Below are 25,182 nucleotides of genomic sequence, written 5' to 3' on the forward strand. Positions count from 1 at the left end.
GTCAGTCGCCGCAGAACCCGCCGAGCCCGCCGACGTGCCCCAGGCACCCGAGCCCCGCACCGCGACGACGACCACGACGGGCACCGATCTGTTCGACGGCGTCCGCGGTGTCGTCGCCGTCCGGGTGGCCGGTGTGCTCAAGGACCTGGCGGCCGAGGTGGCGGCCGGCGACGTCGTCGAGCCGGTGACCCTCGACGAGCAGGACGGCCTCGACATCCTCCGGCACTCCGCCGCGCACGTGCTCGCGCAGGCGGTGCAGCAGATCAACCCGGACGCGAGGCTCGGCATCGGGCCGCCGGTCACCGACGGCTTCTACTACGACTTCGACGTGGCCGAGCCCTTCACGCCCGAGGACCTCAAGGCGATCGAGAAGGGCATGGACCGCATCGTCAAGCAGGCCCAGCGCTTCCGCCGCCGGGTCGTGACGGACGGCGAGGCCCGCGAGCTCATGGCGGGGGGAGCCCTACAAGCAGGAGCTCATCGGCCTGAAGGGCGCCGCTGCCGATGGCGACTCGGGCGAGAGCGTCGAGGTCGGCGCGGGCGAGCTCACCGTGTACGAGAACGTCGACCCGAAGTCCGGCGAGGTCGTCTGGCAGGACCTCTGCCGCGGCCCGCACGTCCCGCACACCCGGTGGATCGGCAACGCGGCGAAGCTCATGCGCGTCGCCGCCGCCTACTGGCGCGGGTCGGAGAAGAACCCGCAGCTGCAGCGCGTGTACGGCACCGCCTGGCCCGACAAGGACCAGCTCAAGGCGTACCTCGTGCGCCTCGAGGAGGCGGCGAAGCGCGACCACCGCAAGCTCGGCGCCGAACTCGACCTGTTCTCGTTCCCCGACGAGATCGGCTCGGGCCTCGCGATCTTCCACCCCAAGGGCGGCATCATCCGCCGTGAGATGGAGGACTACTCGCGTCGTCGGCACGAGGAGAACGGCTACTCGTTCGTCTACACGCCGCACATCACCAAGGGCGACCTGTTCGAGCAGTCCGGTCACCTCGGGTGGTACAAGGACGGCATGTTCCCGCCCATGCACATGGACGAGGCGCGGGACGAGGACGGCAACGTCACCCGACAGGGCGCGGACTACTACCTCAAGCCCATGAACTGCCCGATGCACATCCTGGCGTACCGGTCGCAGGCCCGCTCCTACCGCGACCTGCCGCTGCGGATGTTCGAGTTCGGCACGGTCTACCGCAACGAGAAGTCCGGCGTCATCCACGGCCTCACCCGGGTCCGTGGCCTGACCCAGGACGACGCGCACATCTTCACCACGCAGGAGAAGATGAAGGAGGAGCTCACCACGACCCTCCAGTTCGTGCTGTCCCTGCTCCGCGACTACGGTCTCGACGACTTCTACCTCGAGCTCTCCACCAAGGACCCCGAGAAGTACGTCGGCGACGACGAGGTCTGGGAGGTCGCTACGAACACCCTGCGCGAGGTCGCCGAGGAGTCCGGGCTCGAACTCGTCGCCGACCCCGCCGGTGCGGCCTTCTACGGCCCGAAGATCTCCGTGCAGGCGCGCGACGCCATCGGCCGCACCTGGCAGATGTCCACCGTGCAGCTCGACTTCAACCTCCCCGAGCGGTTCGGCATCGAGTACACGGCTGCCGACGGCACCCGTCAGCGCCCGGTGATGATCCACCGTGCCCTGTTCGGGTCGATCGAGCGGTTCTTCGGCGTCCTGACCGAGCACTACGCGGGGGCGTTCCCGGTCTGGCTGTCCCCGGTGCAGGTCGTCGCGATCCCCGTCGCCGAGGAGTACGGCGACTACCTCGACGAGGTGGTCGCGAAGCTCCGTGCGAAGGGCGTGCGCGCCGAGGTCGACCACTCGGACGACCGCATGCAGAAGAAGATCCGAACGCACACCAAGGCGAAGGTGCCGTTCCAGCTCATCGCGGGCGGCGACGACCGCGACGCCGGGGCCGTCAGCTTCCGGTTCCGGGACGGCCGCCAGGACAACGGCGTGCCCGTGGACGAGGCCGTCGAGCGCATCACGACGGCCATCCGCGACCGCGTGCAGGTCTGATGTCCGGCCCGCTCGACGACGAGGGCGACCCGCTGGTGATCCGGGACGCCGCCACCCAGGCGGCGGTCCCGGACGCCTTCCAGCGCCTGTGGAACCCGCACCGGATGGCGTACATCGACGCCGGCCGGGCGGGCGAGGGTCGCGGGCACCGTGACGACTGCCCGTTCTGCGAGGCACCGCGGAAGTCCGATCGTGAAGCCCTCATCGTCGCGCGGGGCGAGCACGCGTACGTGCTGCTCAACCTGTACCCGTACAACAACGGCCACCTGCTCGTCTGCCCGTACCGACACGTCCCGCTCTACGACGAGGTGACGCCGGAGGAACTGCAGGAGATCGGCGAGCTGACCCAGACCGCGATGCGGGTCCTCCGCCGGGTCGCCCACTGCGACGGGTTCAACATCGGGATGAACCAGGGCGAGGTCGCCGGCGCCGGTGTTGCCGCACACCTGCACCAGCACATCGTGCCGCGGTGGCAGTCGGACGCCAACTTCTTCCCGATCATCGCCCGGACGAAGTCGCTCTCGCAGATGCTCGGCGAGACCCGTCGACTCGTCGCCGAGGGGTGGCCGGAGCACTAGACTGGGGGGGGATCATGAGCGACAGCACCCCCCAGCACCGTCACCGCCACTTCGACCACCGGGTCCTCACGCGTCAAGCGCGGCCTCGCGGAGATGCTCAAGGGCGGCGTCATCATGGACGTGATCGACGCCGACCAGGCCCGCATTGCCGAGGAAGCCGGCGCCACCGCCGTCATGGCCCTCGAGCGCGTCCCGGCCGACATCCGTGCGCAGGGTGGTGTCGCCCGCATGTCCGACCCGTCGATGATCGAGGAGATCATCGCCGCCGTGTCGATCCCGGTCATGGCGAAGGCCCGCATCGGCCACTTCGTCGAGGCCCAGGTGCTCCAGGAGCTCGGCGTCGACTACATCGACGAGTCCGAGGTGCTCTCGCCCGCCGACTACGTCAACCACATCGACAAGTGGGGCTTCACGACGCCCTTCGTCTGCGGTGCGACGAACCTCGGCGAGGCCCTCCGCCGCATCACCGAGGGCGCGGCCATGATCCGCTCCAAGGGCGAGGCCGGCACCGGCGACGTGTCCGAGGCCACGCGCCACATCCGCACCATCTCGAAGGAGATCGCGGCGCTGCGGAACCTCAAGGAGGACGAGCTCTACGTCGCCGCCAAGGAGCTGCAGGCCCCGTACGACGTCGTGAAGGAGGTCGCGCAGACCGGCTCACTCCCGGTGGTGCTCTTCACCGCCGGTGGTGTCGCCACCCCCGCCGACGCCGCGATGATGATGCAGCTCGGCGCGGACGGCGTGTTCGTCGGCTCCGGCATCTTCAAGTCCGGTGACCCGGCCAAGCGCGCCGCGGCGATCGTCAAGGCCGTGACCTTCCACGACGACCCGAAGGTCATCGCCGAGGTCTCGCGTGGGCTGGGCGAGGCGATGGTCGGCATCAACGTGGCCGACGTCCCCGCGCCGCACCGTCTCGCCGAGCGTGGCTGGTAACGCCGCGCCCCGGATCGGCGTCCTCGCCCTGCAGGGGGGACTTCCGCGAGCACATCTCGTCCCTCACGGAGCTCGGCGCCGACGTCGTGCCGCTCCGCCGTCCGGAGGAGTTGGCGGCGCTCGACGGCGTCGTCATCCCCGGCGGTGAGTCGAGCGTGATGGACAAGCTGTCCCGGACGTTCGGCCTTGCGGAACCGCTCGCCGATGCCATCCGCGGTGGCCTACCGGCCTACGGCACCTGCGCGGGCATGATCATGCTGAGCGCGCGGATCACCGACGGCATCGCCGGGCAGCACACGCTCGGGATCCTCGACACGACGGTCCGACGCAACGCCTTCGGCAACCAGAACGACTCGTTCGAGACGGACATCCCGATGCCGGAACTCGGCGCGGACCCCGTGCACGCGGTGTTCATCCGGGCGCCCGTGGTCGAGGAGCACGGCATCGACGTGCGCGTGCTCGGGGCGCTGACCGACGGGCAGGTCGTCGCGGTGCAGCAGGGCAACGTGCTGGCGAGCGCCTTCCACCCGGAGGTCGCGGGGGGAGGACCGCTTCCACCGGCGCTTCCTCGACCTGGTCCGTTCCGCCTGAGCCGGGCCGCCGGTTGGCCGCGCCAGCGAGGCGGAGGGCGGCCGAGCCTCCCGGGTCGGTAGACTGGACCGGATTTTCGGCTAGACGCAAGGAGAACCGTGTCCGGGCATTCCAAGTGGGCAACGACCAAGCACAAGAAGGCGGTCATCGACCAGCGCCGTGCGAAGTCGTTCGCCAAGCTCATCAAGAACATCGAGGTCGCCGCGAAGATGGGCGGCGCCGACATGTCGGGCAACCCGACGCTGGTCGACGCGGTCCAGAAGGCCAAGAAGACCTCGGTGCCGAACGACAACATCGACCGTGCCGTCAAGCGCGGCGCCGGCCTGACCGGTGAGTCGATCGAGTACACGACGATCATGTACGAGGGCTACGGCCCGAACGGCGTCGCGCTGCTCATCGAGTGCCTCACCGACAACAAGAACCGCGCTGCGGCTGAGGTCCGGACCGCGATGTCGCGCAACGGCGGCACCATGGCCGACCCGGGCAGTGTCGCCTACAACTTCAACCGCAAGGGTGTCATCTCGGTCACGAAGACCGACGGGCTCTCCGAGGACGACGTCATGACGGCCGTGCTCGACGCGGGTGTCGAGGACGTCATCGACCAGGGCGGCGGCTTCGAGGTCATCACCGAGGCGTCCGACCTCGTCCAGGCACGCACGGCCCTGCAGGACGCAGGGATCGACTACGACTCCGCCGACGCCGAGTTCGTGCCGAACCTCAAGGTCGAGGTCGACGCCGACACCGCCCGCAAGGTGTTCAAGCTCATCGACGCGCTCGAGGACTCGGACGACGTGCAGAACGTGTACGCGAACTTCGACGTGCCCGCCGACGTGCAGGCCGAGCTCGACGAGGACGAGGAATAAGACCGTGCTCCGCGTGCTCGGGGTGGACCCCGGGCTCACCCGGTGCGGGGTCGGCGTGGTCGAGGTCACGCCGGATCGGCGCGCCCGCCTCGTGCACGTGACGGTCGTCCGCACCCCGGCGGACATGGCCCTGGAACTGCGGTTGCTCGCGATCGCGGAGGGCATCGCGGAGCAGATCGACACGCACCGTCCGGACGCCGTCGCCGTGGAACGCGTCTTCGCCCAGGCGAACGTGCGCACCGTGATGGGGACCGCGCAGGCGTCCGGGCTCGCCCTGCACGCCGCAGCGGCGCGCGGGCTGCCGGTCGGGCTGCACACTCCGTCCGAGGTCAAGGCCGCCATCACCGGGTACGGCAACGCGGACAAGCGGCAGGTGCAGGCGATGGTCGCGCGGGTCCTCGGCCTGGCCGAGGCACCGAGGCCGGCGGACGCCGCGGACGCGCTCGCCCTCGCGGTGTGCCATGCCTGGAGGCTCGGCTCGCCGGACGCCGTCAGCACCGGCACGCAGACGCTCACGCCCGCGCAGCGCGCGTGGCGTGACGCGCAGGCCGGTGCAGCCGGGCGGAGCGCGGCGTCCCCGCTCGTGCGGAGCGGCGGTCCGAGGACGTCCGCGGTCCGCCCTAGGCTCGGGGCATGATCGCGAGTCTCCGGGGCACCTGCATCGACGTGGCCGGATCGACCGCCGTGGTCGAGGTCGGGGGGAGTCGGGTACGCGGTGACGGTCACGCCGGCGCACGCCCTGACCATGCGTCACGGCGCAGAGGTGTTCGTCCGCACGGCGCTCATCGTCCGGGACGACGCCTTCGAGCTGTTCGGCTTCGACTCGGTCGAGGCGCTCCGCGTGTTCGACCTGCTGCGCAGCGTCTCCGGCGTCGGGCCGAAGTCCGCCCTCGGCGTCCTCGGGCAGATGACCGCGGCACAGGTGGCGAACGCCGTCGCGAACGACGACGACGCCGCGTTCCGGAAGGTCTCCGGGATCGGTCCGAAGACGGCCAAGCTCATCATCGTCGCCCTCGCCGGCAAGCTCGCCGCGTTCGAGGCGCCGACCGCCTCGGCTGCCGCCGGTGCGGTCGCCGCGCACCCCGCCTCCGAGGACGTCGTCATCGCACTGGTCGGGCTCGGCTGGCGCGAGGAGGCCGCCCGGTCGGCCGTCGACGACGCCGTCGCGAACGAGCCCGGCGTCGCCCAGATGGGGACGCAGGCGCTCCTCCGCGCCGCGCTCGGCACGCTCCGACCGGCGGGTGCCGGTCGATGAGCGGCGGCATCACCGCGGCCGACGCCCAGTCGCCCGAGGAGCTCGCGTTCGAGGGAGCGCTCCGCCCGAAGTCCCTCGACGAGTTCGTCGGGCAGCGGAAGGTCCGCGGGCAGTTGGACCTGCTCCTCAAGGCCGCTGCCATGCAGGACCGGACGCCGGACCACATCCTGATGGCCGGACCGCCCGGACTCGGCAAGACGACGCTCGCGATGATCGTGGCGCACGAGTCGAACCGCCCCCCTGCGGATGTCGAGCGGCCCGGCGATCCAGCACGCAGGTGACCTCGCCGCCGTCCTCTCGTCGCTCATGCCCGGCGAGGTGCTGTTCATCGACGAGATCCACCGGATGGCCCGATCGGCCGAGGAGATGCTCTACCTCGCGATGGAGGACTTCCGCATCGACGTCATGGTCGGCAAGGGCGCCGGTGCGACGAGCATCCCGCTCGACCTCGCCCCGTTCACCCTCGTCGGTGCGACCACCCGGGCCGGACTCCTGCCGAACCCCCTGCGCGACCGCTTCGGCTTCACCGCGCACCTGGAGTTCTACGAGCGTGACGAGCTCGAGCAGGTCCTCATCCGCGCCGCCCACCTGCTGGAACTCGACTTCGACCGGTACGCCCTGCGGGAGATCGCCGGGCGCTCCCGCGGGACCCCGCGCATCGCGAACCGTCTGCTGCGACGGGTCCGCGACTTCGCGCTCGTGCACGGCACCCGGGACGGCATGGCCGCGGTCCAGGGCGCACTCGACCTGTACGACGTCGACGAGTACGGCCTGGACCGGCTCGACCGCGCCGTGCTCGAGACGATGCTCACCCGCTTCGACGGCGGCCCGGTCGGGCTCAACACGCTCGCGGTGTCCGTCGGCGAGGAGTCCGAGACGATCGAGTCGGTCGTCGAGCCGTTCCTCGTCCGCATCGGGCTCGTCACGCGGACCCCGCGCGGCCGCATCGCGACCCCGCAGGCCTGGCGGCACTTCGGGCTCACGCCCGGACAGGCCGCAGCACAGCCGGGGTTGTTCGACGCCGACGGTGCGTGAAGGACCGGACATCTGCGTGCTCTAGACTGCTCGCGCCCGAAACCGCTCGACCGACCGGAGGGTCCCCATGGACCAGTACTTCCTCATCATCATCATCGTGGCGTTCGCGGCCTTCATGTTCTACAGCAGCCGCAAGCGCAAGAAGCAGCAGTCGGAGACCGCCAGCCAGATGGTCCCCGGTGCCCGTGTCATGCTCTCGTTCGGCCTCTACGGCACGCTCGTGTCCGTCGACGACGAGAAGGTCACCGCAGACGTCGAGATCGCACCGGGCACCGTCGTCACGGTGCACCGCCAGACCCTGTCCCGCGTCGTGCCGGAGGAGACTCCCGAGGCCGTCGAGACGACCACCACGACCGAGCCCGCGGCGGACCACGTCACCGAGCTGAACGGCGAGCCGATCTACGGCGAGCGGGTCGAGGACGTCGACACCACGAAGCGCAAGACCGAAGACTGACCGACGACGCCGTCGGGACCACCCGACGGTGCGACACCATGGGCCCCGTGCGTTCCGACGTGCGGGGCTCACGACAGAAAGACGAGACGACCGGTGGCACGATCGACACCCGTCAAGAAGGCGCTCCGCTCGCTCACCTGGTTGGTGATCATCCTGGCGATCCTCGCGGGGCTGAACACCGCAGCGTCGATCCTCGCGAGCACGTCGAAGGACGCCTCCGACAAGTGGTACGACGGGGCGAGTTGGGTCCCGGAGCTCGCGCTCGACCTGCAGGGCGGGACCCAGATCACCCTCGCGGCACAGAGCACCGAGGGGTCGGCCGTCACCTCGGAGCAGCTGCAGCAGGCGGTGAACATCATCCGCCAGCGCATCGACGCCACCGGTGTCTCGGAGTCCGAGATCAACACCCAGGGCGCCAACAACATCGTCGTCTCGATCCCCGGCAAGCCCGACCAGGAGACCATCCAGCGCATCGAGGCCGCAGCGAAGCTGACCTTCCGTCCGGTGCTCTACACCGAGGCCGCGTCGGACAGCGCCGTCGGCGACGACGGCTCGCAGTCCGCGTCCCCGACGCCGTACTCGCCGCCCGCATCGCTCCAGGCCAGTCCGAGCGCCGAGCCGACCAACGGCAGCGACCTGGCCTGGGTGACGCCCAAGCTGCAGGACCTGTACACGAACTACAAGTGCTCCGCCCCGGACGACGTGACCGCCGCCCCGGACGACGAGCCGCTCGTGACGTGTGACGCCGACGGCACCGCGAAGTACATCCTCGGCCCGGTCGAGGTCTCCGGCGCGGACATCAGCAACGCCACCTCCGGCCTCGCCTCGAACTCGCAGGGCACGACGACGGGCGAGTGGGCCGTCAACCTGACCTTCAACGGCGCCGGCACCAAGGACTTCGCGACGGTCACGAACCGCCTCGTCTCGCTCGCGCAGCCGCAGAACCAGTTCGCCATCGTCCTGGACGGCACGGTCATCACGGCACCGTCGACGAACGCGGCGATCACGAACGGCAAGGCCCAGATCACCGGCGCGTTCACCGCGGACTCCTCGAAGACCCTCGCCGACCAGCTGAAGTACGGCGCACTGCCGATCAACTTCCAGGTGCAGTCGAACGAGGTCATCTCGGCCACGCTCGGCACCGCACAGCTCGTCGGCGGTCTCGTCGCCGGCCTCATCGGTCTCGTGCTGGTCATCATCTACTCGGTCATCCAGTACCGGGCGCTGGCGTTCGTCACGGTCCTGTCGCTCGGCGTCGCCGCAGCCCTGACGTACCTGGTCATCGCGATCATGTCCTGGCGGGTCGACTACCGGCTCTCGCTCGCGGGTGTCGCCGGCCTGATCGTCGCGATCGGCATCACGGCGGACTCGTTCATCGTCTACTTCGAGCGCATCCGTGACGAGCTCCGCGACGGTCGAGCCCTCGAGAGCGCGGTCGAGTCCGGTTGGAAGCGTGCGCTCCGCACGATCCTCGCCTCCGACTCGGTCAACTTCCTCGCCGCCGTGACGCTCTACGTGCTCGCGGTGAGCGACGTGAAGGGGTTCGCGTTCACGCTCCTCCTGACCACCCTCATCGACGTCGTCGTCGTGGCGCTGTTCACGCACCCGATGATGCAGCTCATCGCCCGCAGCCGGTTCTTCGGTGAGGGGCACACGTTCAGCGGTCTCGACCCGGCCGCCCTCGGCGCGGTCTACCGCGGCCGCGCGCAGTTCCGCGCACCCATCGTCGACGGCAAGCGGCAGCGCAGTGCGCGTGAGGCCGCCCGCCGCCAGACCATCGCCGAGCGCAAGGCATCCGGCAGCACGGGCAACGACACCGGCAACGGGAAGGACAGCTGATGGCGAGCTTCAGCCAGTTCGGCAGTGACCTCTACACGGGCAAGCGGTCCTACGACTTCGTGGGACGGCGGAAGACGTGGTACCTCATCGCGGTCGCCTGCATCGTGATCTCCCTCGCGGTGCCGTGGCTCCGTGGCGGGTACCAGCTCGGCATCGAGTTCACCGGCGGCTCCGAGTTCACGGTCTCGGACGCCGAGTCCACCGACCAGAACATCGCCACCGAGACCGTCGAGCGCGTGGTGTCGGACGAGGCACCGCGTGTCTCGCAGCTCGGGACCCACGGCATCCGCGTGCAGACCGGTCAGCTCACGAACGCGCAGACCGACGAGATCGCCTCGGACCTCGCGGCCGCGTACGACGTGCCGGAGTCCCAGGTCGCCGCGACCTTCATCGGAGCGACGTGGGGCGCGGACGTCCTGGCGCAGGCCATCCGCGGTCTCGTGATCTTCCTCGCCCTGGCCGCCGTGTTCATGGCGCTGTACTTCCGCACCTGGAAGATGTCGCTCGCGGCGATGACCGCGCTCGTCCACGACCTGCTCATCACGGCCGGCGTGTACGGCATCGTCGGTCTCGAGGTCACTCCCGCGGCCGTCATCGGCTTCCTGACGATCCTCGGCTACTCGCTCTACGACACGGTCGTGGTCTTCGACAAGGTCCGCGAGAACACGGCGATCGAGTCGCACCGGACGTTCAAGCAGTCCGTCAACCTCGCGATCAACCAGACGCTCGTCCGGTCGATCAACACCTCGGTCGTGGCGCTGCTGCCGGTCGCGGCGATCCTCTTCATCGGGTCGTACGTCCTCGGCGCCGGCACCCTGCGGGACATCTCCCTCGCGCTCTTCATCGGCATCATCGTCGGCACCTACTCGACGATCTTCCTGGCGGCGCCCATGTACGCGCACCTCCGCGAGAACGAGCCCAAGGTCCTCGCGAGCGACGCGAAGAAGGCGCAGGCGGCCGGGAAGCAGCGTCCCGTGCAGGCCGGGGCAGACGTCTGATGGGCCCGCAGGAGGTCGAACTGGCCGACGCGCTCCAGCGGATCGAGGACGGCGCGCCCCTGATCGACGTGCGCGAGCAGTCCGAGTGGGACGAGGTGCACGCACCGCAGGCGACGCTGCTGCCGATGTCGGAGCTGCAGGCGCGGTGGGCCGAGGTGCCCGCCGACGACGAGCACCCCGCGGTCGTCGTGTGCCACAGCGGGTACCGCTCGGCCCAGGTCGTCGCCGCGCTCGAGCGTGCCGGGGTCCCGGCGGTCAGTCTCGCCGGCGGGATGGTGGCGTGGGAGCAGTCCGGCGCCCCGGTGGTCCGCCCCGGACGGACTCCCGCCGCTGACGGCGAACGTGGTCACGAGCACTGACCCGACGCGCGTAGTGTTGTCGGATCGAGTCCCGGGAGGCGCAGCATGACCGACACGCGTGAGTCCTCGCAGCCGGATGCCGGTGCTGCTTCCCGGCCGTCCGACGGGTCGCGACCAGGGTCCGCTCCGCGCCCGTCGAGCCCGCCGCTCGGGTCGAACACGACCGGCAACATCGGGTCACTCCGGTCGCTGCTGCCGCGGCTGTTCTCCCGCGCACAGCCGGCCGGTGCCGTCGACACCCTGATCCGCACCGTCCGGTCGCACCACCCGAAGGCCGACACGACGCTGATCGAGCGGGCGTACTCGGTGGCGGAGCGCGCGCACGACGGCCAGAAGCGCAAGTCCGGCGAGCCCTACATCACGCACCCGGTCGCGGTCGCGCAGATCCTCGCCGACCTGGGCATCGGCACGATCACGATCGCCGCCGCGCTCCTGCACGACACCGTCGAGGACACGGACTACCAGCTCGACCAGCTGCGCGAGGACTTCGGTGACGAGATCGCGATGCTCGTCGACGGCGTCACGAAGCTCGACAAGGTCAAGTACGGCGACAGCGCGCAGGCAGAGACCGTCCGCAAGATGGTCATCGCCATGTCGAAGGACATCCGTGTCCTGGTCATCAAGCTCGCCGACCGCCTGCACAACGCCCGCACCTGGGGCTTCGTGGAGTCGGCCTCCGCCACGCGGAAGGCCAAGGAGACCCTCGAGATCTACGCGCCGCTCGCGCACCGCCTCGGCATCCAGATGATCAAGCTGGAGCTCGAGGACCTGTCGTTCGCGGTGCTGCACCCGAAGCTCTACGTCGAGATCGACAGCCTGGTCAAGGAACGACAGCCGAAGCGCGAGCAGTTCGTGCAGAACGTCACGGCGACGCTGAAGAAGGACCTCAAGGCCGCGAAGGTCCGCGGCGACGTGATGGGCCGCCCGAAGCAGTACTACTCGATCTACCAGAAGATGATCGTGCGCGGCCGCGAGTTCGACGAGATCTACGACCTGGTCGGGATCCGCGTGCTCGTCCCGACCGTGCGCGACTGCTACGCGATGCTCGGTGCCGTGCACGCGCGGTGGACGCCGCTGCCCGGCCGCTTCAAGGACTACATCGCGACGCCGAAGTTCAACCTGTACCAGTCGCTGCACACCACGGTGCTCGGGCCGCAGGGACGTGCGGTCGAGATCCAGATCCGCACGCACGAGATGCACCAGCGTGCCGAGTTCGGCGTCGCCGCGCACTGGAAGTACAAGCAGCGCGTCACCGGTCGTGATGCCGAGAGCACGTCACAGTCCGACCAGGACATGGCGTGGCTCGCCCACATCACCGACTGGCAGGCGGAGACGAGCGACCCGGCGGAGTTCCTCGACTCCCTGCGCTACGAGATCGGTGCCAAGGAGACCTACGTCTTCACACCGCAGGGCAAGGTGATCGGCCTGCCGGCCGGCGCGACCCCGGTCGACTTCGCCTACGCCGTGCACACCGAGATCGGGCACCGCACGATGGGCGCCAAGGTCAACGGTCGGCTCGTCCCGCTCGAGAGCCAGCTGTCCAGCGGGGACGTCGTGGAGATCTTCACCTCGAAGAACCCGGACTCCGGCCCCAGCCAGGACTGGCTCACCTTCGTCCGGAGCCCCCGGGCCCGGAACAAGATCAAGCAGTGGTTCACCAAGGAGCGCCGGGAAGAGGCGGTCGAACAGGGCCGTGACGCCATCGCCCGGGCGATGCGCAAGCAGAACCTGCCGCTCCAGCGCATCATGAGCCAGGACACCATCTCCGAGGTGGCGTCGGCGATGCGGTACGACGACGTCTCGGCGCTGTACGCGGCCGTCGGCGAGGGGCACGTCTCGAGCCAGTCGGTGATCGAGAAGGCGCTCGGCAGCATCCAGAACGAGACCGAGACGGACGAGCCGGAGCTCGCGTTCCCGCGGCACGTGACGAGCCGCCAGCTGCGGAACAGCGACAGCGGCGTGCTCGTCCGTGGGGCGCCGGACATCCTCGTGAAGCTCGCGAAGTGCTGCACGCCGGTGCCGGGCGACCAGATCGTCGGGTTCATCACCCGCGGTCAGGGTGTCTCGGTGCACCAGGCGTCGTGCACGAACGTGAAGTCCCTCATGAACGAGCCCGACCGGATGATCGAGGTCGAGTGGGCCCCGTCGTCCAAGTCGGTGTTCCTCGTGCAGATCCAGATCGAGGCGCTCGACCGCTCCGGCCTGCTCAGTGACGTGACCCGCGTGCTGACGGACCACCACGTGAACATCCTGTCCGCCACGGTGTCGACGTCGTCCGACCGGCTCGCCCTGTCCCGCTTCGTCTTCGAGATGGGTGACACGACGCACCTGGACCGCGTGCTCAACGCGGTGCGCCGGATCGACGCCGTGTACGACGTCTACCGCGTCAGCGCTGGCTGATCTCGGTCGGCTCAGCGGGACCCCGGGCCCGGGTCAGCGCAGCAGGCCGATCCCGGCGTCGCGGAAGCGGCGTTGCGCCTGGCGACCCATCGGCAGCCGCTCGGACGCCGTGAGCAGTGCCGCGAGGCGCGGCGGATCGACCAGTGCGGTCAGCACCAGACCGCGCAGCGCCTCGGCCTCCGCCGCCTCGAACCCGCGTCGGTCGCGCAGCAGGTCGAGCGCCGTCGCGTCGGGGCTGAGGACACGCACCCCCCGCCCGCAGCACGACGTCCTCCGGGCGGAGTGCGATCTCACGGACACCGGCCCAGGCCCCGCGGCGGCGGGACCGTTCACCGGCCGGCACACAACTGTCGTGGGGGGAGCGGCGGACGGGAACACGCGCCCCAGATCCACGCCGCGCTCCGCCCCGCTGCCACGAACTGCGCACCCGCGACGGACCACGCGTAGGACGCCGCCCGGAGCGCCGTGTCCTGCGGTTCGGCGACGGACGCCCAGCACGCGCCCACCGGGACGAGTTCGCCGGCGAGGACCGCGGCACGTGCCTCGGCCGCCGGCCAGTCGTCGGTGGTGACGAGGCGGGAGGAGGGCACACGGAGATGATGCCCGAACACACCACCCCGAGGCCGACGGTGTGGAGAAGGAGGGTCAGCGCAGGACGTCGGCGCGGTGCACGAGGGCGGCCGCTCCGATGAGGGGACCGTCCTGGGACAGGCCGGTGGGGACGATCCGGACCTTCGTCACGAACGGGAACTCGACCCGCTCGGCGACGGCCTGTCGTGCGTACTCGAACAGGTCGGGGGGAGACGTGCGAGAACCCGCCGCCGATGGCCACGACCTCGAGGTCGACCAGGCTCGTCGCCGCGGCGATCGCCTGCCCGAGGGCTCGTCCGCTCCGCTGCACCGCGGCCACCGCGACCTCGTCGCCGGCGGCGTAGGCGGCGGAGAGCTCCTCGCCGGTCGTCCCGGTGAAGCCCTGCCGTCGCGCCCACGCGACGGTCTTCGGTCCGCTGGCCACGGCCTCCAGGCAGCCGGTGCCGCCGCACGCGCACGGGTCGTCGTAGCCGCCGCACTCGACGTGGCCGATGTGCCCGGCGTTGCCGGTGGGGCCGCTGACGGTGCGTCCGTGCAGGATGAGGCCGCCGCCGACGCCGGTGGACACGATCATGCCCATCACGTGGTCGGAGCCCTGTGCCGCCCCGACCCAGTGCTCGGCGAGCGTGATCGCCAGCCCGTCCATGCGGAGGGTCACCGGCACGTCGTCCGGCACGTGGACCGCGACGCGGTCGCGGAGCGGGTACCCGCGCCAGACCGGCATGTTGAGCGGTGACACGAGCCCGTTCACCTCGTCGACCGGTCCGGCCGACCCGATGCCGACGCCGACCAGGCTCGCGTCGGTGGGGAGCGCCGCGAGCGCGGCGACCACGACCTCGTCGACCGCGGCCTGCAGCTCGTCCGAGGTCCGTCCGGGCCCGGTCGGGCTGCGGTGTCGCGTGCCCGGCAGGACGACGCCCTGGTCGGTGACGAGCGCGGCTTCGACCTTGGTGCCGCCGAGGTCGACGGCGAGGGCGAGGGACGAGGACGTGGTGCTGGACATGCGCACTCCGGTGTGGCGGTCGGGAGGCCCGGCAGCGGTCCGTGACGCTGACGTCGCGTCCGGCGCAGCCGACCCGGGGAGGGGATCGGGTGGGAGGTCAGGGGATGGAGCCCCGGAGCCGCGGCCCCCCACGGGGGCCGACGGCCGTCAGTAGGACGAGGTGTCGTCGCCGCGGTCGGAGGAGGAGCCGGTCGCGGCGCGGTGAGCGACCTCGTCGAGGATGCGTGCCGAGGCGCTCGTGCCGATCCGGTCCGCGCCGGCGCGGACCATCTCGAGCAGGGTGTCGAGTCCGCGGACGCCGCCCGAGGCCTTGACGCCGGTGTCGGCGCCGACGGTCTCGCGCATGAGGCGGATGTGCTCGGCCGTGGCACCGCCACCGGCGAAGCCCGTCGAGGTCTTCACGAACGACGCCCCGCCGGCGACCGCAGCGCGGCTGGCGGCGACGATCTCGTCCTCGGTGAGGTAGGCCGTCTCGAGGATGACCTTCACCACCGTGTCGCCGGCTGCCTCGACCACCGCGCGGACGTCCCGCTCGACCCGCTCCCAGTCGCCGGACTTGGCGGCGCCGATGTCCTGGACCATGTCGAGTTCGAAGGCGCCGTCGGCCAGGGCCTGCAGCGACTCGGCGACCTTCGTGGCGGTCGTCGTGGTGCCGTGCGGGAAGCCGATCACGGTGCCGACGCCGACCCCGGTGCCCTGGAGGCGCTCGACCGCGTGGCGGACGTCGCTCGGACGGACGCACACGCTGAACACGCGGTACGTGGCGGCCTCGTCGAGCTGTGCGTCGACGGCTGCGCGGTCCAGCTCGGGCTTGAGGATGGCGTGGTCGATGAGCCGACGGACGGCCTCGGCGGTGACGGGGAACGATGTGTTGTCCACCCGGCAAGCCTACTGGCAGGCGCACGGCGTACCGTTCCGGCCATGCGCGTCCTCGTCACCGGGGCCACCGGGTACATCGGTGGCCGACTGGTCCCCAGACTCCTCGACGCCGGACACGACGTCCGGGTCCTCGTCCGCAACCCGCAGAAGCTGCAGGACGTCCCGTGGAACGACCGGGTGGAGGTGTCCGAGGGGGGACCTGCAGGACGCCGACGCCGTCCGGTCGGCGGTGGACGGTATCGAGGCCGTGTACTACCTGGCGCACGCCATGGGCGCCGACGGCGACTTCGAGCAGGCCGAGCGCGACGCCGCCCGGACGATGGCGCGCGTGGCCCACGAGTCAGGGGTGCAGCGGTTCGTCTACCTGGGCGGCCTGCACCCGGACGGCGAGCTCAGCAAGCACCTGCGCAGCCGGAAGGAGGTCGGGGACGTCCTCCTCGGCTCCGGCGTGCCGACGGTCGCGCTGCAGGCCGGCGTCGTCATCGGCAGCGGGAGCACCTCGTTCGAGATGATCCGGCATCTCACCGACGTCCTGCCGTGGATGCCGGCGCCGCGGTGGGTCCGGAACCGGATCCAGCCGATCGCCGTCCGCGACGTCCTGTACTACCTGGTCGAGGCCCTGACCATCCCCGCCGACGTCAACCGCACCTTCGACATCGGCGGGCCGGACGTGCTCCGGTACGGCCAGATGCTCAACGGGTACGCGGTCGAGGCGAAGCTGCCGCAGCGTCCCATCTCCGTCCTGCCCGTGCTGACGCCCCGCCTGGCAGCGCACTGGTTCAACGTCGTCACGCCGATCCCGCGCAAGCTCGCGACCCCGATCATCGAGTCGCTGCAGTTCGAGTGCGTGCAACGTGAGCACGACATCGACGACGTCGTCCCGCAGCCCGAGGGCGGCCTCACGTCCTACCGGCGCGCGGTCCGGCTCGCCCTCGCGAAGATGCGGTCCGGCGAGGTCGAGACGAGCTGGCGCAACGCGACCCTGTCCAGCGGCTCTGCCGACCCGCTGCCGAGCGACCCCGACTGGGCCGGCCACACGGTCTACGTCGACGACCGCAAGCGGCACTCGTCCGCACCGCCCGAGGCCGTGTGGAGCGTCGTCGAGTCGATCGGCGGCGAGAACGGCTGGTACTCGTTCCCCCCTGGCCTGGGTCGCCCGTGGGTGGCTCGACAAGATCGCCGGTGGCGTCGGGCTGAACCGCGGCCGCCGCGACCCGAAACGCCTGGAGCAGGGCGACGCGCTCGACTGGTGGCGGGTCGAACGGCTCGTCCGGGGCCGGTACCTCCGGCTCCGCGCCGAGTTCAAGTCGCCCGGTCGTGCATGGCTCGAGATGACCGTCACGCCCGCGGACGACGGCGGCAGCGACTACCACCAGCGCGCGATCTACTTCCCGCAGGGCCTGGCCGGACGGCTGTACTGGTACGGGATCCTGCCGTTCCACGGCGTCATCTTCCCGGGCATGGTCGAGCGGATCACCGCCCGGGCCGAACGGGAGGCGCACCGCACCGATTCGACGCAGCGCAACTCCACGTACCAGGATGACGTCGCGCAGCCCGCGCACGAGGAGACGGCATGACCGACGACGGCACGGTACGAGGACGATGACGGCACGCAGGGGACGACCACCCATCGGTTCGTCGCAGCAGCACGGGTCGGCCCGTCCCCAGCCAGTGGCGCGGGCGGCCGGTGCACGCGACCAACGGGCCTCGTCCGCCTCCGGGCGCGGGGAGGACGGACTGCCGGCGTTCACCCGGCCGGCTCTGGCGCCCTCGTTGCTCGCCGCCGTCGTGCTGCTCGCCTGCGTCGCCTTCATCGACTCGTCCGCGTTCGTGTTCGCCCGTTGGTGCGTCACCGTGCTCGCGCTCATCGTGCTCGTCTTCGCCGTCCGCGGCCGCGTCTGGTGGGCGGCGGTCCTCACCGCCGCCGTGGCGGTCTGCTGGAACCCCGTCGTCACGCTGCCGCTGCCAGGTGAGCTGTGGGCGGGCCTCCAACTCGTGGCCGCTGCGCTCTTCATCGTCGTCGGCATCGCCGTGAAGGTCCCGCGCCCGCCGGAGTGAGCCTCCCGGTCGCCCCTCCGTCGGCGCGACCGGCGTCCGCGGGCCGACCGGCCGCGCGGACGGTAGGATCGGCGGTGCCGTGCACGGAGCACGGCAGTGCGACCTGGAAGGCGTGGATGAGCGACGAGACCGAGCCGGTGACCGAGAGTCCTCTGCTGACCCCTCGACCGTCCTCCGGCGGTCTCGACCGACCCGACGTCGTGCTCCGCAAGGGGCGGCTGACGCTCATCAACGGGCACCTGACACCGCAGCAGTCGATGATCGAGGACCTCCTGTTCCTCGACGACGCGCTCACGGCCGGCGACGTCGACCACCTGCTCATCCGCGGGAACGACCAGCGCCCGGTGATCGCCGTCGACGAGCGGGACCGCCAGCGCGCCGAGAGCGCCGTCATGGCCGCCGGCGCGGGGGGAGCCCTTCTACGCCAAGCCGCCGGGCAAGCCCGCCGTGCTCGTCCTCGACGACGGCTTCGGCTCGGTGGACGAACCGGTGCTCCGCGTGTTCCGTCCCCGGCTCGAGCCCATGGGCCGGCTCCGCTACGGAGCGGAGACGAGCGTGCAGCTCGAGTTCTGGCGGGTCACCGAGACCGAGGTCCTCGCGCCGGTCGAGAACGCCCTGATGCGCCGCAGCCTGCCGATCGAGGAGTTCGTCCTCGTCGACATCGACCGGTACGGCCGGTCCTGGAGCACGGTCGAGCACATGTTCGACGACCACGTGTCGGACATCCGGTTCCCGATCGACATCGTCTTCTCGTGGGTGGACGGCAACGCCATCGAGTACCAGCGTGCCCGCCAGGCCGCACAGGCGGACGCCGTGCTGGGAGAGGGCGACGACGCCCCGGCCCGGTTCCGACAGATCAACGAGCTGAAGTACGCGCTCCGGTCGGTGCACATCTTCGCGCCGTGGATCCGCACCATCTACATCGCGACGGACTCACCGGCGCCCTCGTGGCTCGCCGACCACCCGAAGGTCCGCATCGTCCGCAGCGAGGAGTTCTTCGCCGACCCGTCTGTCCTGCCGACGCACAACTCGCAGGCCGTCGAGTCACAGCTGCACCACATCCCGGGGCTCAGCGAGCACTTCATCTACTCGAACGACGACATGTTCTTCGGTCGGCTCATCGACCCGTCGGTGTTCTTCAGTCCGGGCTCGGTCACGAAGTTCATCCTCGCCGACACCCGGATCGGCCTCGGCGTGAACAACGCCGCGCGGAGCGGGTTCGAGAACTCGGCCCGTGTGAACCGGCGGCTCCTGCAGCAGCGCTTCGGCGCCGTGACGACGCGACACCTCGAGCACGCGGCCACCCCGCTGCGGAAGAGCATCATGACCGAGATGGAGCACGAGTTCGCCGACGAGTTCGCCGCGACCGCGGGTTCGCGGTTCCGTGCGGCGGACAACATCTCCGTCACGAACTCGCTGTACCACTACTACGCACTCCTCACCGGGCGCGCGATCATCCAGGAGAACGCCTCCGTCAGCTACATCGACACGACGATGCAGGCCGGGCTCCGGACGCTGGACGAACTGCTCAAGAAGCGCAACGTCGACTTCTTCTGCCTGAACGACGGCAGCTTCCCGGAGGTCAGCGACGAGGAACGCACCACCCGGGTGACCGACTTCCTCGAGCGCTACTTCCCGTTCCCGGCACCCTGGGAGCGTCCCGAGGCGTGACGGCCCGAGGCATGACGACCCGAGGCATGACGCCCGAGGCATGACGACCCGAGGCATGACGCCCGAGGCGTGCCGCCCCGAGCTTGATCCCCGCCGAACGGCGGACGGGAGGCCCGGTGCCGCTCGGCACCGCGCCTCCCGTCCTTCCATGGGTCAGCGCCGGATGGGCGAGACCGGGATCGTGTCGAGGGTGAAGACCGGCATCGACGCGGTGACAGGGGCCGGTTCGACCGCCGGGGGGGATCACGACGCCGGCTGCGGCGAGACGCGCTTCCGTCTCGACGGAGGAAACCGGCTCACCGACCGTGGCGTACGTCCCGATGGGGACCACGGAGTGGACGACCTGGTTGCCGTACACGTGCATGAGGTTGAACGACTGCGCGCCGTCACGCCCGCGGGTACCACGCTGGAACTCGTTGAGGTCCTGCGTGTAGCACGTGGCGCTGGCCACCGAGACGGGGATCCCGGCGAACACGGCGCTGGTCGAGTAGTGCAGGTGCCCGGCGATGATCGAGATGACGTCGCTCCCCTCGACCACCTCGGCGAGGGCCGCCTGGTCGCGGAGCTCGACGAGGACGGTCAGGTCCTGCACGCTCGGGACGGGCGGGTGGTGCATCGCGAGGATCGTGCCGTGCGGCGCGGGCTCGGACAGGACCTCGGCCAGCCAGTCCAGCTGCTCGGGGGGAGACCTCGCCGTGGTGGTGGCCCGGCACGCTCGTGTCGAGCGTGATGACGCGGAGTCCGTTGACGTCGTAGACGAAGTCGACGGGACGGTCGGTCGGCTGGAGCCCGAAGAGCTCTTGGCGGAACGCACCGCGCTCGTCGTGGTTGCCCATCGCCCAGATCACCTGGGCACCGATGCGTTCTGCAGCGGGCTCGATGATCGCGCGGACACGGGTGTACGCGCCGGGTTCGCCCTTGTCGGCGACGTCGCCGGTGACGACGATCGCTTCGGGTCGGGCACCTGACGCCTCGATCTCGGCGATGATCTGACCGAGACGTTCCGCCGAGTCGACCGCCCCGTACAGGGGACCGTCGCCGGCGAGGAGGTGGGTGTCGCTGAGGTGGAGCAGGAAGTGGTTCGGCCTGGGGTGTTCGGCCGTCCGGGCGTCCATCGGGTCTCTTCTTCCGTTGGCAGCGAGTGCGTGGTGCAACACGATGCCACACCGACTTCGACGATTCCAACACCGCGGTGTGAACGCCCCGTGAACTGGGGCGGCGTGTCCGATGTCCGCGGGATGACGCGATCGCTTGAGGCGAAACGCAACGCCCCCGACCACGGAGTGGACGAGGGCGTTGCGTTTCTTGCCGAGGAATACCTACTTCGTGCCGGCTCCGACCTGCGGGGCCTGGTGGGTCCCTTCGAGGTCAGGACCGTGGTGCGCGGCGTGCGCAGCCTCGAGCTCCGACTTCGACACCGGCTCGATGCGGTCCTCGAAGAAGAAGCGGGACACGCGCGCCCGGGCCTTCTGCATGGAGCTGATGCGACCACGAGCGTCGGGACGGATCATCAGCGGCTTGTAGTCGTTGAACTCCAGCAGGCGCCACCGCTCGTACTCGTCGAGCTGCTCGTGTACCTCGATGAACTCACCGTGCGGCAGGCGCACGATGCGGCCCGACTCGTACCCGTGCAGGACGATCTCGCGGTCCTTCTTCTGCAGGGCGAGGCACACCCGCTTCGTGATCCAGAACGCCACGAACGGACCGAGGACCGTCGCCGCCTGGAGCACGTGGATCACGTGGTTGATCGAGACCATGAAGTGCGTCGCGATGAGGTCGGAGGACGCCGCCGTGAACAGCGCACCGTACAGCGTGATGCCGGCGACACCGAGGGCAGTGCGGGTCGGGGCGTTGCGCGGACGGTCGGCGATGTGGTGCTCGCGCTTGTCGCCGGTGACCCACGCCTCGATGAACGGGTAGACGAAGATCGCGACGATCAGGCCACCCAGGACCGCGATCGGGACGAGGATGTTGAACGACACCGTGTACCCGAACCAGACGACCTCCCAGTGCGGCGGCACCAGACGGAGCGCGCCGTCCGCGAAGCCGATGTACCAGTCGGGCTGGGTTCCGGCGGACACAGGGGAGGGGTCGTACGGGCCGTAGTTCCAGATCGGGTTGATCGTGAACAGCGACGCGATGGCGGCGAGGATGCCGGCGACGATGAAGAAGAACCCGCCACCCTTCGCGGCGAACGCCGGGAGGATCGGAACGCCGACGACGTTCTCGTTCGTCTTGCCCGGACCCGCGTACTGCGTGTGCTTGTTGACGACGACGAGCACGAGGTGCACGCCGAGCACCGCGACCAGGATCGCCGGCAGCAGCAGGATGTGGAGCGTGTACAGGCGGCCGACGATGTCGGTGCCCGGGAACTCACCACCGAACAACAGGTAGGCGATCCAGACGCCGATCACCGGGATGCCCTCGATCATGCCGACGATGATGCGGAGACCGTTGCCGGAGAGCAGGTCGTCGGGGAGCGAGTAGCCGGTGAAGCCCTCGGCCATGGCGAGGATCCAGAGCACGAAGCCGAAGACCCAGTTGAGCTCACGCGGCTTGCGGAACGCGCCGGTGAAGAAGACGCGCGCCATGTGCAGCATGACCGAGGCCACGAACAGCAGTGCGGCCCAGTGGTGGATCTGTCGGACGAACAGCCCGCCGCGGATCTGGAACGAGATGTCCAGCGTCGACTGCAGGGCAACCGACATCTCGACGCCCTTCATCGGGACGTACGGACCGTTGTAGACGACCTCGGTCATCGACGCCTGGTAGAAGAACGTCAGGAAGGTCCCCGAGAGCAGGACGACGACGAAGCTGTAGAGCGCGACCTCGCCGAGCATGAAGCTCCAGTGGTCGGGGAAGATCTTGCGCCCGACCTCCTTCACCAGTCCGGAGAGGCTCGTGCGCTCGTCGATGTAGTTCGCGGTGTAGTTGATCAGCCGCGACCCACGGTCAGGAGTCGGCTTGTTCGACGACTCGGTGTTGGGGGTGGTTGTCGTTGTGCTGCTCATGAGCGGGCACGCTCCCAGAAGGACGGGCCGACCGGCTCGTGGAAGTCGCTCTGTGCGACCAGGTAGCCGTCGTCATCGACCGAGATCGGAAGTTGGGGGGAGGGGGGCGGGCCGCCGGTCCGAAGATGACCTCGCAGTTGTTCGAGACATCGAAGGTGGACTGGTGGCACGGGCACAGCAGGTGGTGCGTCTGCTGCTCGTAGAGCGCGACCGGGCAGCCGACGTGGGTGCAGATCTTGGAGTACGCGACGATGCCGTCGTAGCCCCAGTTCTCCTGGCCCTTGCCGGGGTTGAGGTCCTTCGGGTCCAGGCGCATCAGGAGGACGGCGGCCTTCGCCTTCTCCTCGAGCATGTGCTCGGAGTCGAGCATGCCCTCGGGGATGACGTGGAACACCGATCCGATGGTGACGTCGGACGCCTTGATCGGCAGACCCGTCGGGTCCTTGGTCAGGCGCAGGCCCGACTTCCAGAAGGTGTGACGGAGCAGCTCGTTCGGGTCTTCCTTCGGCGCGAGGTCGCGCACCAGGACGATGCCGGGGAGGGGGAACGCGACGAGGGCACCGATGAGGGAGTTGCGGATCAGCTTGCGACGGCTGAAGCCGGATTCCTTGTCGGCGAGCTGGAAGGCCTCGACCGCCTTGGCACGGGTCTCGTCCGAGCCGCGCGTGGTGTGGCGCATCTCGGTGAGCTCGCGGTCGGAGACCAGGGTCTTCGACCAGTACACGGCGCCGATGCCCAGCGCGAGCAGCGCGAGCGTGATCGAGAGCCCGAGGAAGAGGTTCGCCGAGCGGACGGACCCGAAGTCGTCCGCGTCGATCGGGAAGGCGATGTACGCCGCGATCGACAGGACGCTGCCGATGATCGACAGGTAGAAGAACGTGGCGACCTGACGCTCGGCCAGGCGCTGCTTCTTCGGGTCGACGTCGGTGCGCCGAGCGCGGTGCGGCGGCTCACCCGGGTTCTCGAACCGCTCCGCCGGCAGGACAGCGGTCCCGGCCGGCTGCGTCGCGCCGTGCTTCTCGACAGCCGAGGACGAGTTCAGCGCCTCGTCATCGTGCTCTGCCATGGTGTTCCCTTCAGTGTCGTGCGACACGGACGATCAGTTCTGCTTCGCGGTCAGCCAGACGGTCATCGCGACGACCGCGCCGAGCCCGAAGATCCAGATGAACAGACCCTCGGCGACCGGGCCGATGTCACCCAGGCCGAAGCCACCGGGCGACCGGTTGTCCTGCACGTACTTGAGGTACGTGATGATGTCGGCCTTCTGGTCCGGCGTGAGGTTCAGGTCGTTGAAGACCGGCATGTTCTGCGGCCCGGTCAGCATGGCCTCGTAGATGTGCTTGCCCGAGACGTCGCGCAGGTTCGGCGCGTACTTGCCCTCGGTCAGGGCGCCACCGGCGCCGGCGACGTTGTGGCACATGGCGCAGTTGATGCGGAACAGCTCCGCGCCTTCTGCGGCGTCGCCCTCGGAGCCGTTCGTGAGCTCCTTGCCGGGGACCGACGGGCCGGGGCCGAGCGAGGCGACGTAGGCGGCCATCGCGTCGACCTGCTGGTCGGTGAACTGCTCCGGCTTCTCTTCGCCCTGCGGGCCCTGCGCGGCGAGGGGCATGCGGCCCGTACCGACCTGGAAGTCCACCGACGCGGCGCCGACACCGATGAGGGACGGGCCCTCGCTCGTGCCCTGCGCCGACAGCCCGTGGCAGGTGGCGCAGTTCGACGCGAAGAGCTTCTCGCCCTCGTTCACCTGGGACTGGCTCGACTCGGCGACGGTGCTCGACGTGCTGTCCTCGGCGTTGGCCGAGGTGCTGAAGAGCGCGTACGCGCCGCCCGTCGTCATGAGCGCGACGGCGAGGAGGGACACGGTCGCCAGGGGGGGAGCGACGGCCCTTCTTGTTCTGCTTCGTTGTGTTGAACATGCTGTGGGGCTGCCTGATTCTCACTTGAGGAGGTAGATGACGGCGAAGAGACCGATCCACACGACGTCGACGAAGTGCCAGTAGTAGGACACGACGATCGCGGTGGTGGCTTCCTTGTGCCCGAAGTTCTTCGCGGCGAACCCACGGCCGAGCGTGAGGAGGAAGGCGATGAGGCCACCGGTCACGTGCAGGCCGTGGAAGCCGGTGGTCATGTAGAACGCGGAGCCGTAGGCGCTCGAGGAGAGCGTCATGCCCTCGTGCCAGAGGTTGGCGTACTCGAAGATCTGCCCACAGACGAAGATCGCACCCATGCAGTAGGTGACGAAGAACCACTCCGTCATGCCCCAGTCCTTGGGGTTCCAGCTGGTGCGGTGCACCTGGAACCGCTCGGCGGCGAAGACGGCGAACTGGCAGGCGAAGCTCGACAGCACCAGGATGATGGTGTTCACCGACGCGAACGGCACCTCGAGCTTGGCGGTCTCGGTCGCCCAGAGCTCGGGAGAGGTGCTGCGCAGCGTGAAGTAGATCGCGAACAGGCCGGCGAAGAACATGACCTCGCTGCCCAGCCACACGATCGTCCCCACGGCAACGGGGTTCGGCCTGTTCAGGACCGGACCGCTGACGGATCTGGAGAGAGGGGTGCTTGTCACGTCCTCCATTATGGCGGAATCCACCGACAGTGTTTTCGCAGGCAACTGGCGGGTCTTCGAGAATCAGTACGATC

Annotated in this window: 15 protein-coding genes and 8 pseudogenes; 16 read left to right on the top strand and 7 right to left on the bottom strand. The window is 69.7% G+C overall.

Annotation, left to right across the window (positions count from 1 at the left end):
* Positions 1-34: 34 nt before the first annotated feature.
* The 13 genes and pseudogenes from thrS to DEJ15_RS10820 all read left to right on the top strand — a co-directional run bounded on the left by thrS (position 35) and on the right by DEJ15_RS10820 (position 13,329).
* Positions 35-2,024, top strand: a pseudogene (gene thrS / locus DEJ15_RS10760) (threonine--tRNA ligase).
* Positions 2,024-2,602: an HIT family protein gene (locus DEJ15_RS10765; RefSeq protein WP_110824932.1), complete on the top strand. Its 579-nt coding sequence runs from the start codon at positions 2,024-2,026 to the stop codon at positions 2,600-2,602. The pseudogene thrS and the gene DEJ15_RS10765 overlap by 1 nt, the downstream one beginning before the upstream one ends.
* A gap of 93 nt (positions 2,603-2,695) precedes the next feature.
* The gene (gene pdxS, locus DEJ15_RS10770; RefSeq protein WP_502866095.1) at positions 2,696-3,535 is read left to right on the top strand and encodes a pyridoxal 5'-phosphate synthase lyase subunit PdxS; all 840 of its coding nucleotides are present in this window, start codon (positions 2,696-2,698) and stop codon (positions 3,533-3,535) included.
* A pseudogene (gene pdxT, locus DEJ15_RS10775) lies at positions 3,525-4,126 on the top strand (pyridoxal 5'-phosphate synthase glutaminase subunit PdxT). The gene pdxS and the pseudogene pdxT overlap by 11 nt, the downstream one beginning before the upstream one ends.
* A 98-nt stretch (positions 4,127-4,224) precedes the next feature.
* Positions 4,225-4,989 (top strand): YebC/PmpR family DNA-binding transcriptional regulator, encoded by a 765-nt coding sequence (locus tag DEJ15_RS10780; protein WP_110824935.1) that lies wholly within the window; start codon positions 4,225-4,227, stop codon positions 4,987-4,989.
* Positions 4,990-4,993: 4 nt separating this feature from the next.
* Positions 4,994-5,626 (top strand): crossover junction endodeoxyribonuclease RuvC, encoded by a 633-nt coding sequence (gene ruvC, locus DEJ15_RS10785; protein ID WP_110824936.1) that lies wholly within the window; start codon positions 4,994-4,996, stop codon positions 5,624-5,626.
* Positions 5,623-6,244 (top strand): annotated as a pseudogene (gene ruvA, locus DEJ15_RS10790) (Holliday junction branch migration protein RuvA). The gene ruvC and the pseudogene ruvA overlap by 4 nt, the downstream one beginning before the upstream one ends.
* Positions 6,241-7,279 (top strand): annotated as a pseudogene (gene ruvB, locus DEJ15_RS10795) (Holliday junction branch migration DNA helicase RuvB). Before ruvA ends, ruvB begins: the two co-directional pseudogenes overlap by 4 nt.
* A 67-nt stretch (positions 7,280-7,346) precedes the next feature.
* On the top strand, positions 7,347-7,733 hold the full coding sequence (locus DEJ15_RS10800) for a preprotein translocase subunit YajC (RefSeq protein WP_110824939.1): 387 nt from the start codon (positions 7,347-7,349) through the stop codon (positions 7,731-7,733).
* A gap of 93 nt (positions 7,734-7,826) precedes the next feature.
* Positions 7,827-9,572: a protein translocase subunit SecD gene (secD, locus tag DEJ15_RS10805; RefSeq protein WP_110824940.1), complete on the top strand. Its 1,746-nt coding sequence runs from the start codon at positions 7,827-7,829 to the stop codon at positions 9,570-9,572.
* Positions 9,572-10,570, top strand: a complete 999-nt coding sequence (secF, locus tag DEJ15_RS10810; RefSeq protein WP_110824941.1) for a protein translocase subunit SecF — start codon at positions 9,572-9,574, stop codon at positions 10,568-10,570. The genes secD and secF overlap by 1 nt, the downstream gene beginning before the upstream one ends.
* Positions 10,570-10,929 carry a rhodanese-like domain-containing protein gene (locus tag DEJ15_RS10815; RefSeq protein WP_110824942.1) on the top strand — a complete coding sequence of 120 codons (360 nt, stop codon included), beginning with the start codon at positions 10,570-10,572 and terminating at the stop codon, positions 10,927-10,929. Before secF ends, DEJ15_RS10815 begins: the two co-directional genes overlap by 1 nt.
* Positions 10,930-10,974: 45 nt before the next feature.
* The gene (locus DEJ15_RS10820) at positions 10,975-13,329 is read left to right on the top strand and encodes a RelA/SpoT family protein (protein ID WP_258365889.1); all 2,355 of its coding nucleotides are present in this window, start codon (positions 10,975-10,977) and stop codon (positions 13,327-13,329) included.
* Here DEJ15_RS10820 and DEJ15_RS10825 read toward each other — a convergent pair.
* Positions 13,316-14,923, bottom strand: a complete 1,608-nt coding sequence (locus DEJ15_RS10825) for an ROK family protein (RefSeq protein ID WP_284174984.1) — start codon at positions 14,921-14,923, stop codon at positions 13,316-13,318. The genes DEJ15_RS10820 and DEJ15_RS10825 overlap by 14 nt on opposite strands.
* Before the next feature lie 147 nt (positions 14,924-15,070).
* Positions 15,071-15,802 (bottom strand): deoxyribose-phosphate aldolase, encoded by a 732-nt coding sequence (deoC, locus tag DEJ15_RS10830; RefSeq protein WP_110824944.1) that lies wholly within the window; start codon positions 15,800-15,802, stop codon positions 15,071-15,073.
* A 42-nt stretch (positions 15,803-15,844) separates the two neighbouring features.
* On the opposite strand from deoC, the pseudogene DEJ15_RS10835 reads away from it, so the two are divergent.
* The 3 genes and pseudogenes from DEJ15_RS10835 (at position 15,845) to DEJ15_RS10845 (ending at position 19,531) form a co-directional block, all read left to right on the top strand.
* Positions 15,845-17,379: pseudogene (locus DEJ15_RS10835) on the top strand (SDR family oxidoreductase).
* Positions 17,380-17,404: 25 nt separating this feature from the next.
* Positions 17,405-17,860, top strand: a complete 456-nt coding sequence (locus DEJ15_RS10840; RefSeq protein WP_181419538.1) for a DUF6804 family protein — start codon at positions 17,405-17,407, stop codon at positions 17,858-17,860.
* A gap of 116 nt (positions 17,861-17,976) precedes the next feature.
* Positions 17,977-19,531 (top strand): annotated as a pseudogene (locus tag DEJ15_RS10845) (stealth family protein).
* Positions 19,532-19,757: 226 nt separating this feature from the next.
* On the opposite strand, the pseudogene DEJ15_RS10850 reads toward DEJ15_RS10845, so the two are convergent.
* From DEJ15_RS10850 to ctaE, 5 genes and pseudogenes are all read right to left on the bottom strand, one after another.
* Positions 19,758-20,646: pseudogene (locus tag DEJ15_RS10850) on the bottom strand (phosphodiesterase); the annotation flags it as partial.
* Between the two features lie 204 nt (positions 20,647-20,850).
* A complete protein-coding gene (gene qcrB / locus DEJ15_RS10855; protein ID WP_110824947.1) occupies positions 20,851-22,542 on the bottom strand; it encodes a cytochrome bc1 complex cytochrome b subunit in 1,692 nt (563 codons plus the stop codon).
* Positions 22,539-23,608: pseudogene (gene qcrA / locus DEJ15_RS10860) on the bottom strand (cytochrome bc1 complex Rieske iron-sulfur subunit). The gene qcrB and the pseudogene qcrA overlap by 4 nt, the downstream one beginning before the upstream one ends.
* 33 nt (positions 23,609-23,641) lie before the next feature.
* On the bottom strand, positions 23,642-24,379 hold the full coding sequence (gene qcrC, locus DEJ15_RS10865) for a cytochrome bc1 complex diheme cytochrome c subunit (RefSeq protein ID WP_502866164.1): 738 nt from the start codon (positions 24,377-24,379) through the stop codon (positions 23,642-23,644).
* Positions 24,380-24,478: 99 nt separating this feature from the next.
* Positions 24,479-25,117, bottom strand: a complete 639-nt coding sequence (gene ctaE, locus DEJ15_RS10870) for an aa3-type cytochrome oxidase subunit III (RefSeq protein WP_110824950.1) — start codon at positions 25,115-25,117, stop codon at positions 24,479-24,481.
* Positions 25,118-25,182: the final 65 nt, after the last annotated feature.

The organism is Curtobacterium sp. MCJR17_043 (assembly GCF_003224315.2).
GTDB lineage: Bacteria > Actinomycetota > Actinomycetes > Actinomycetales > Microbacteriaceae > Curtobacterium.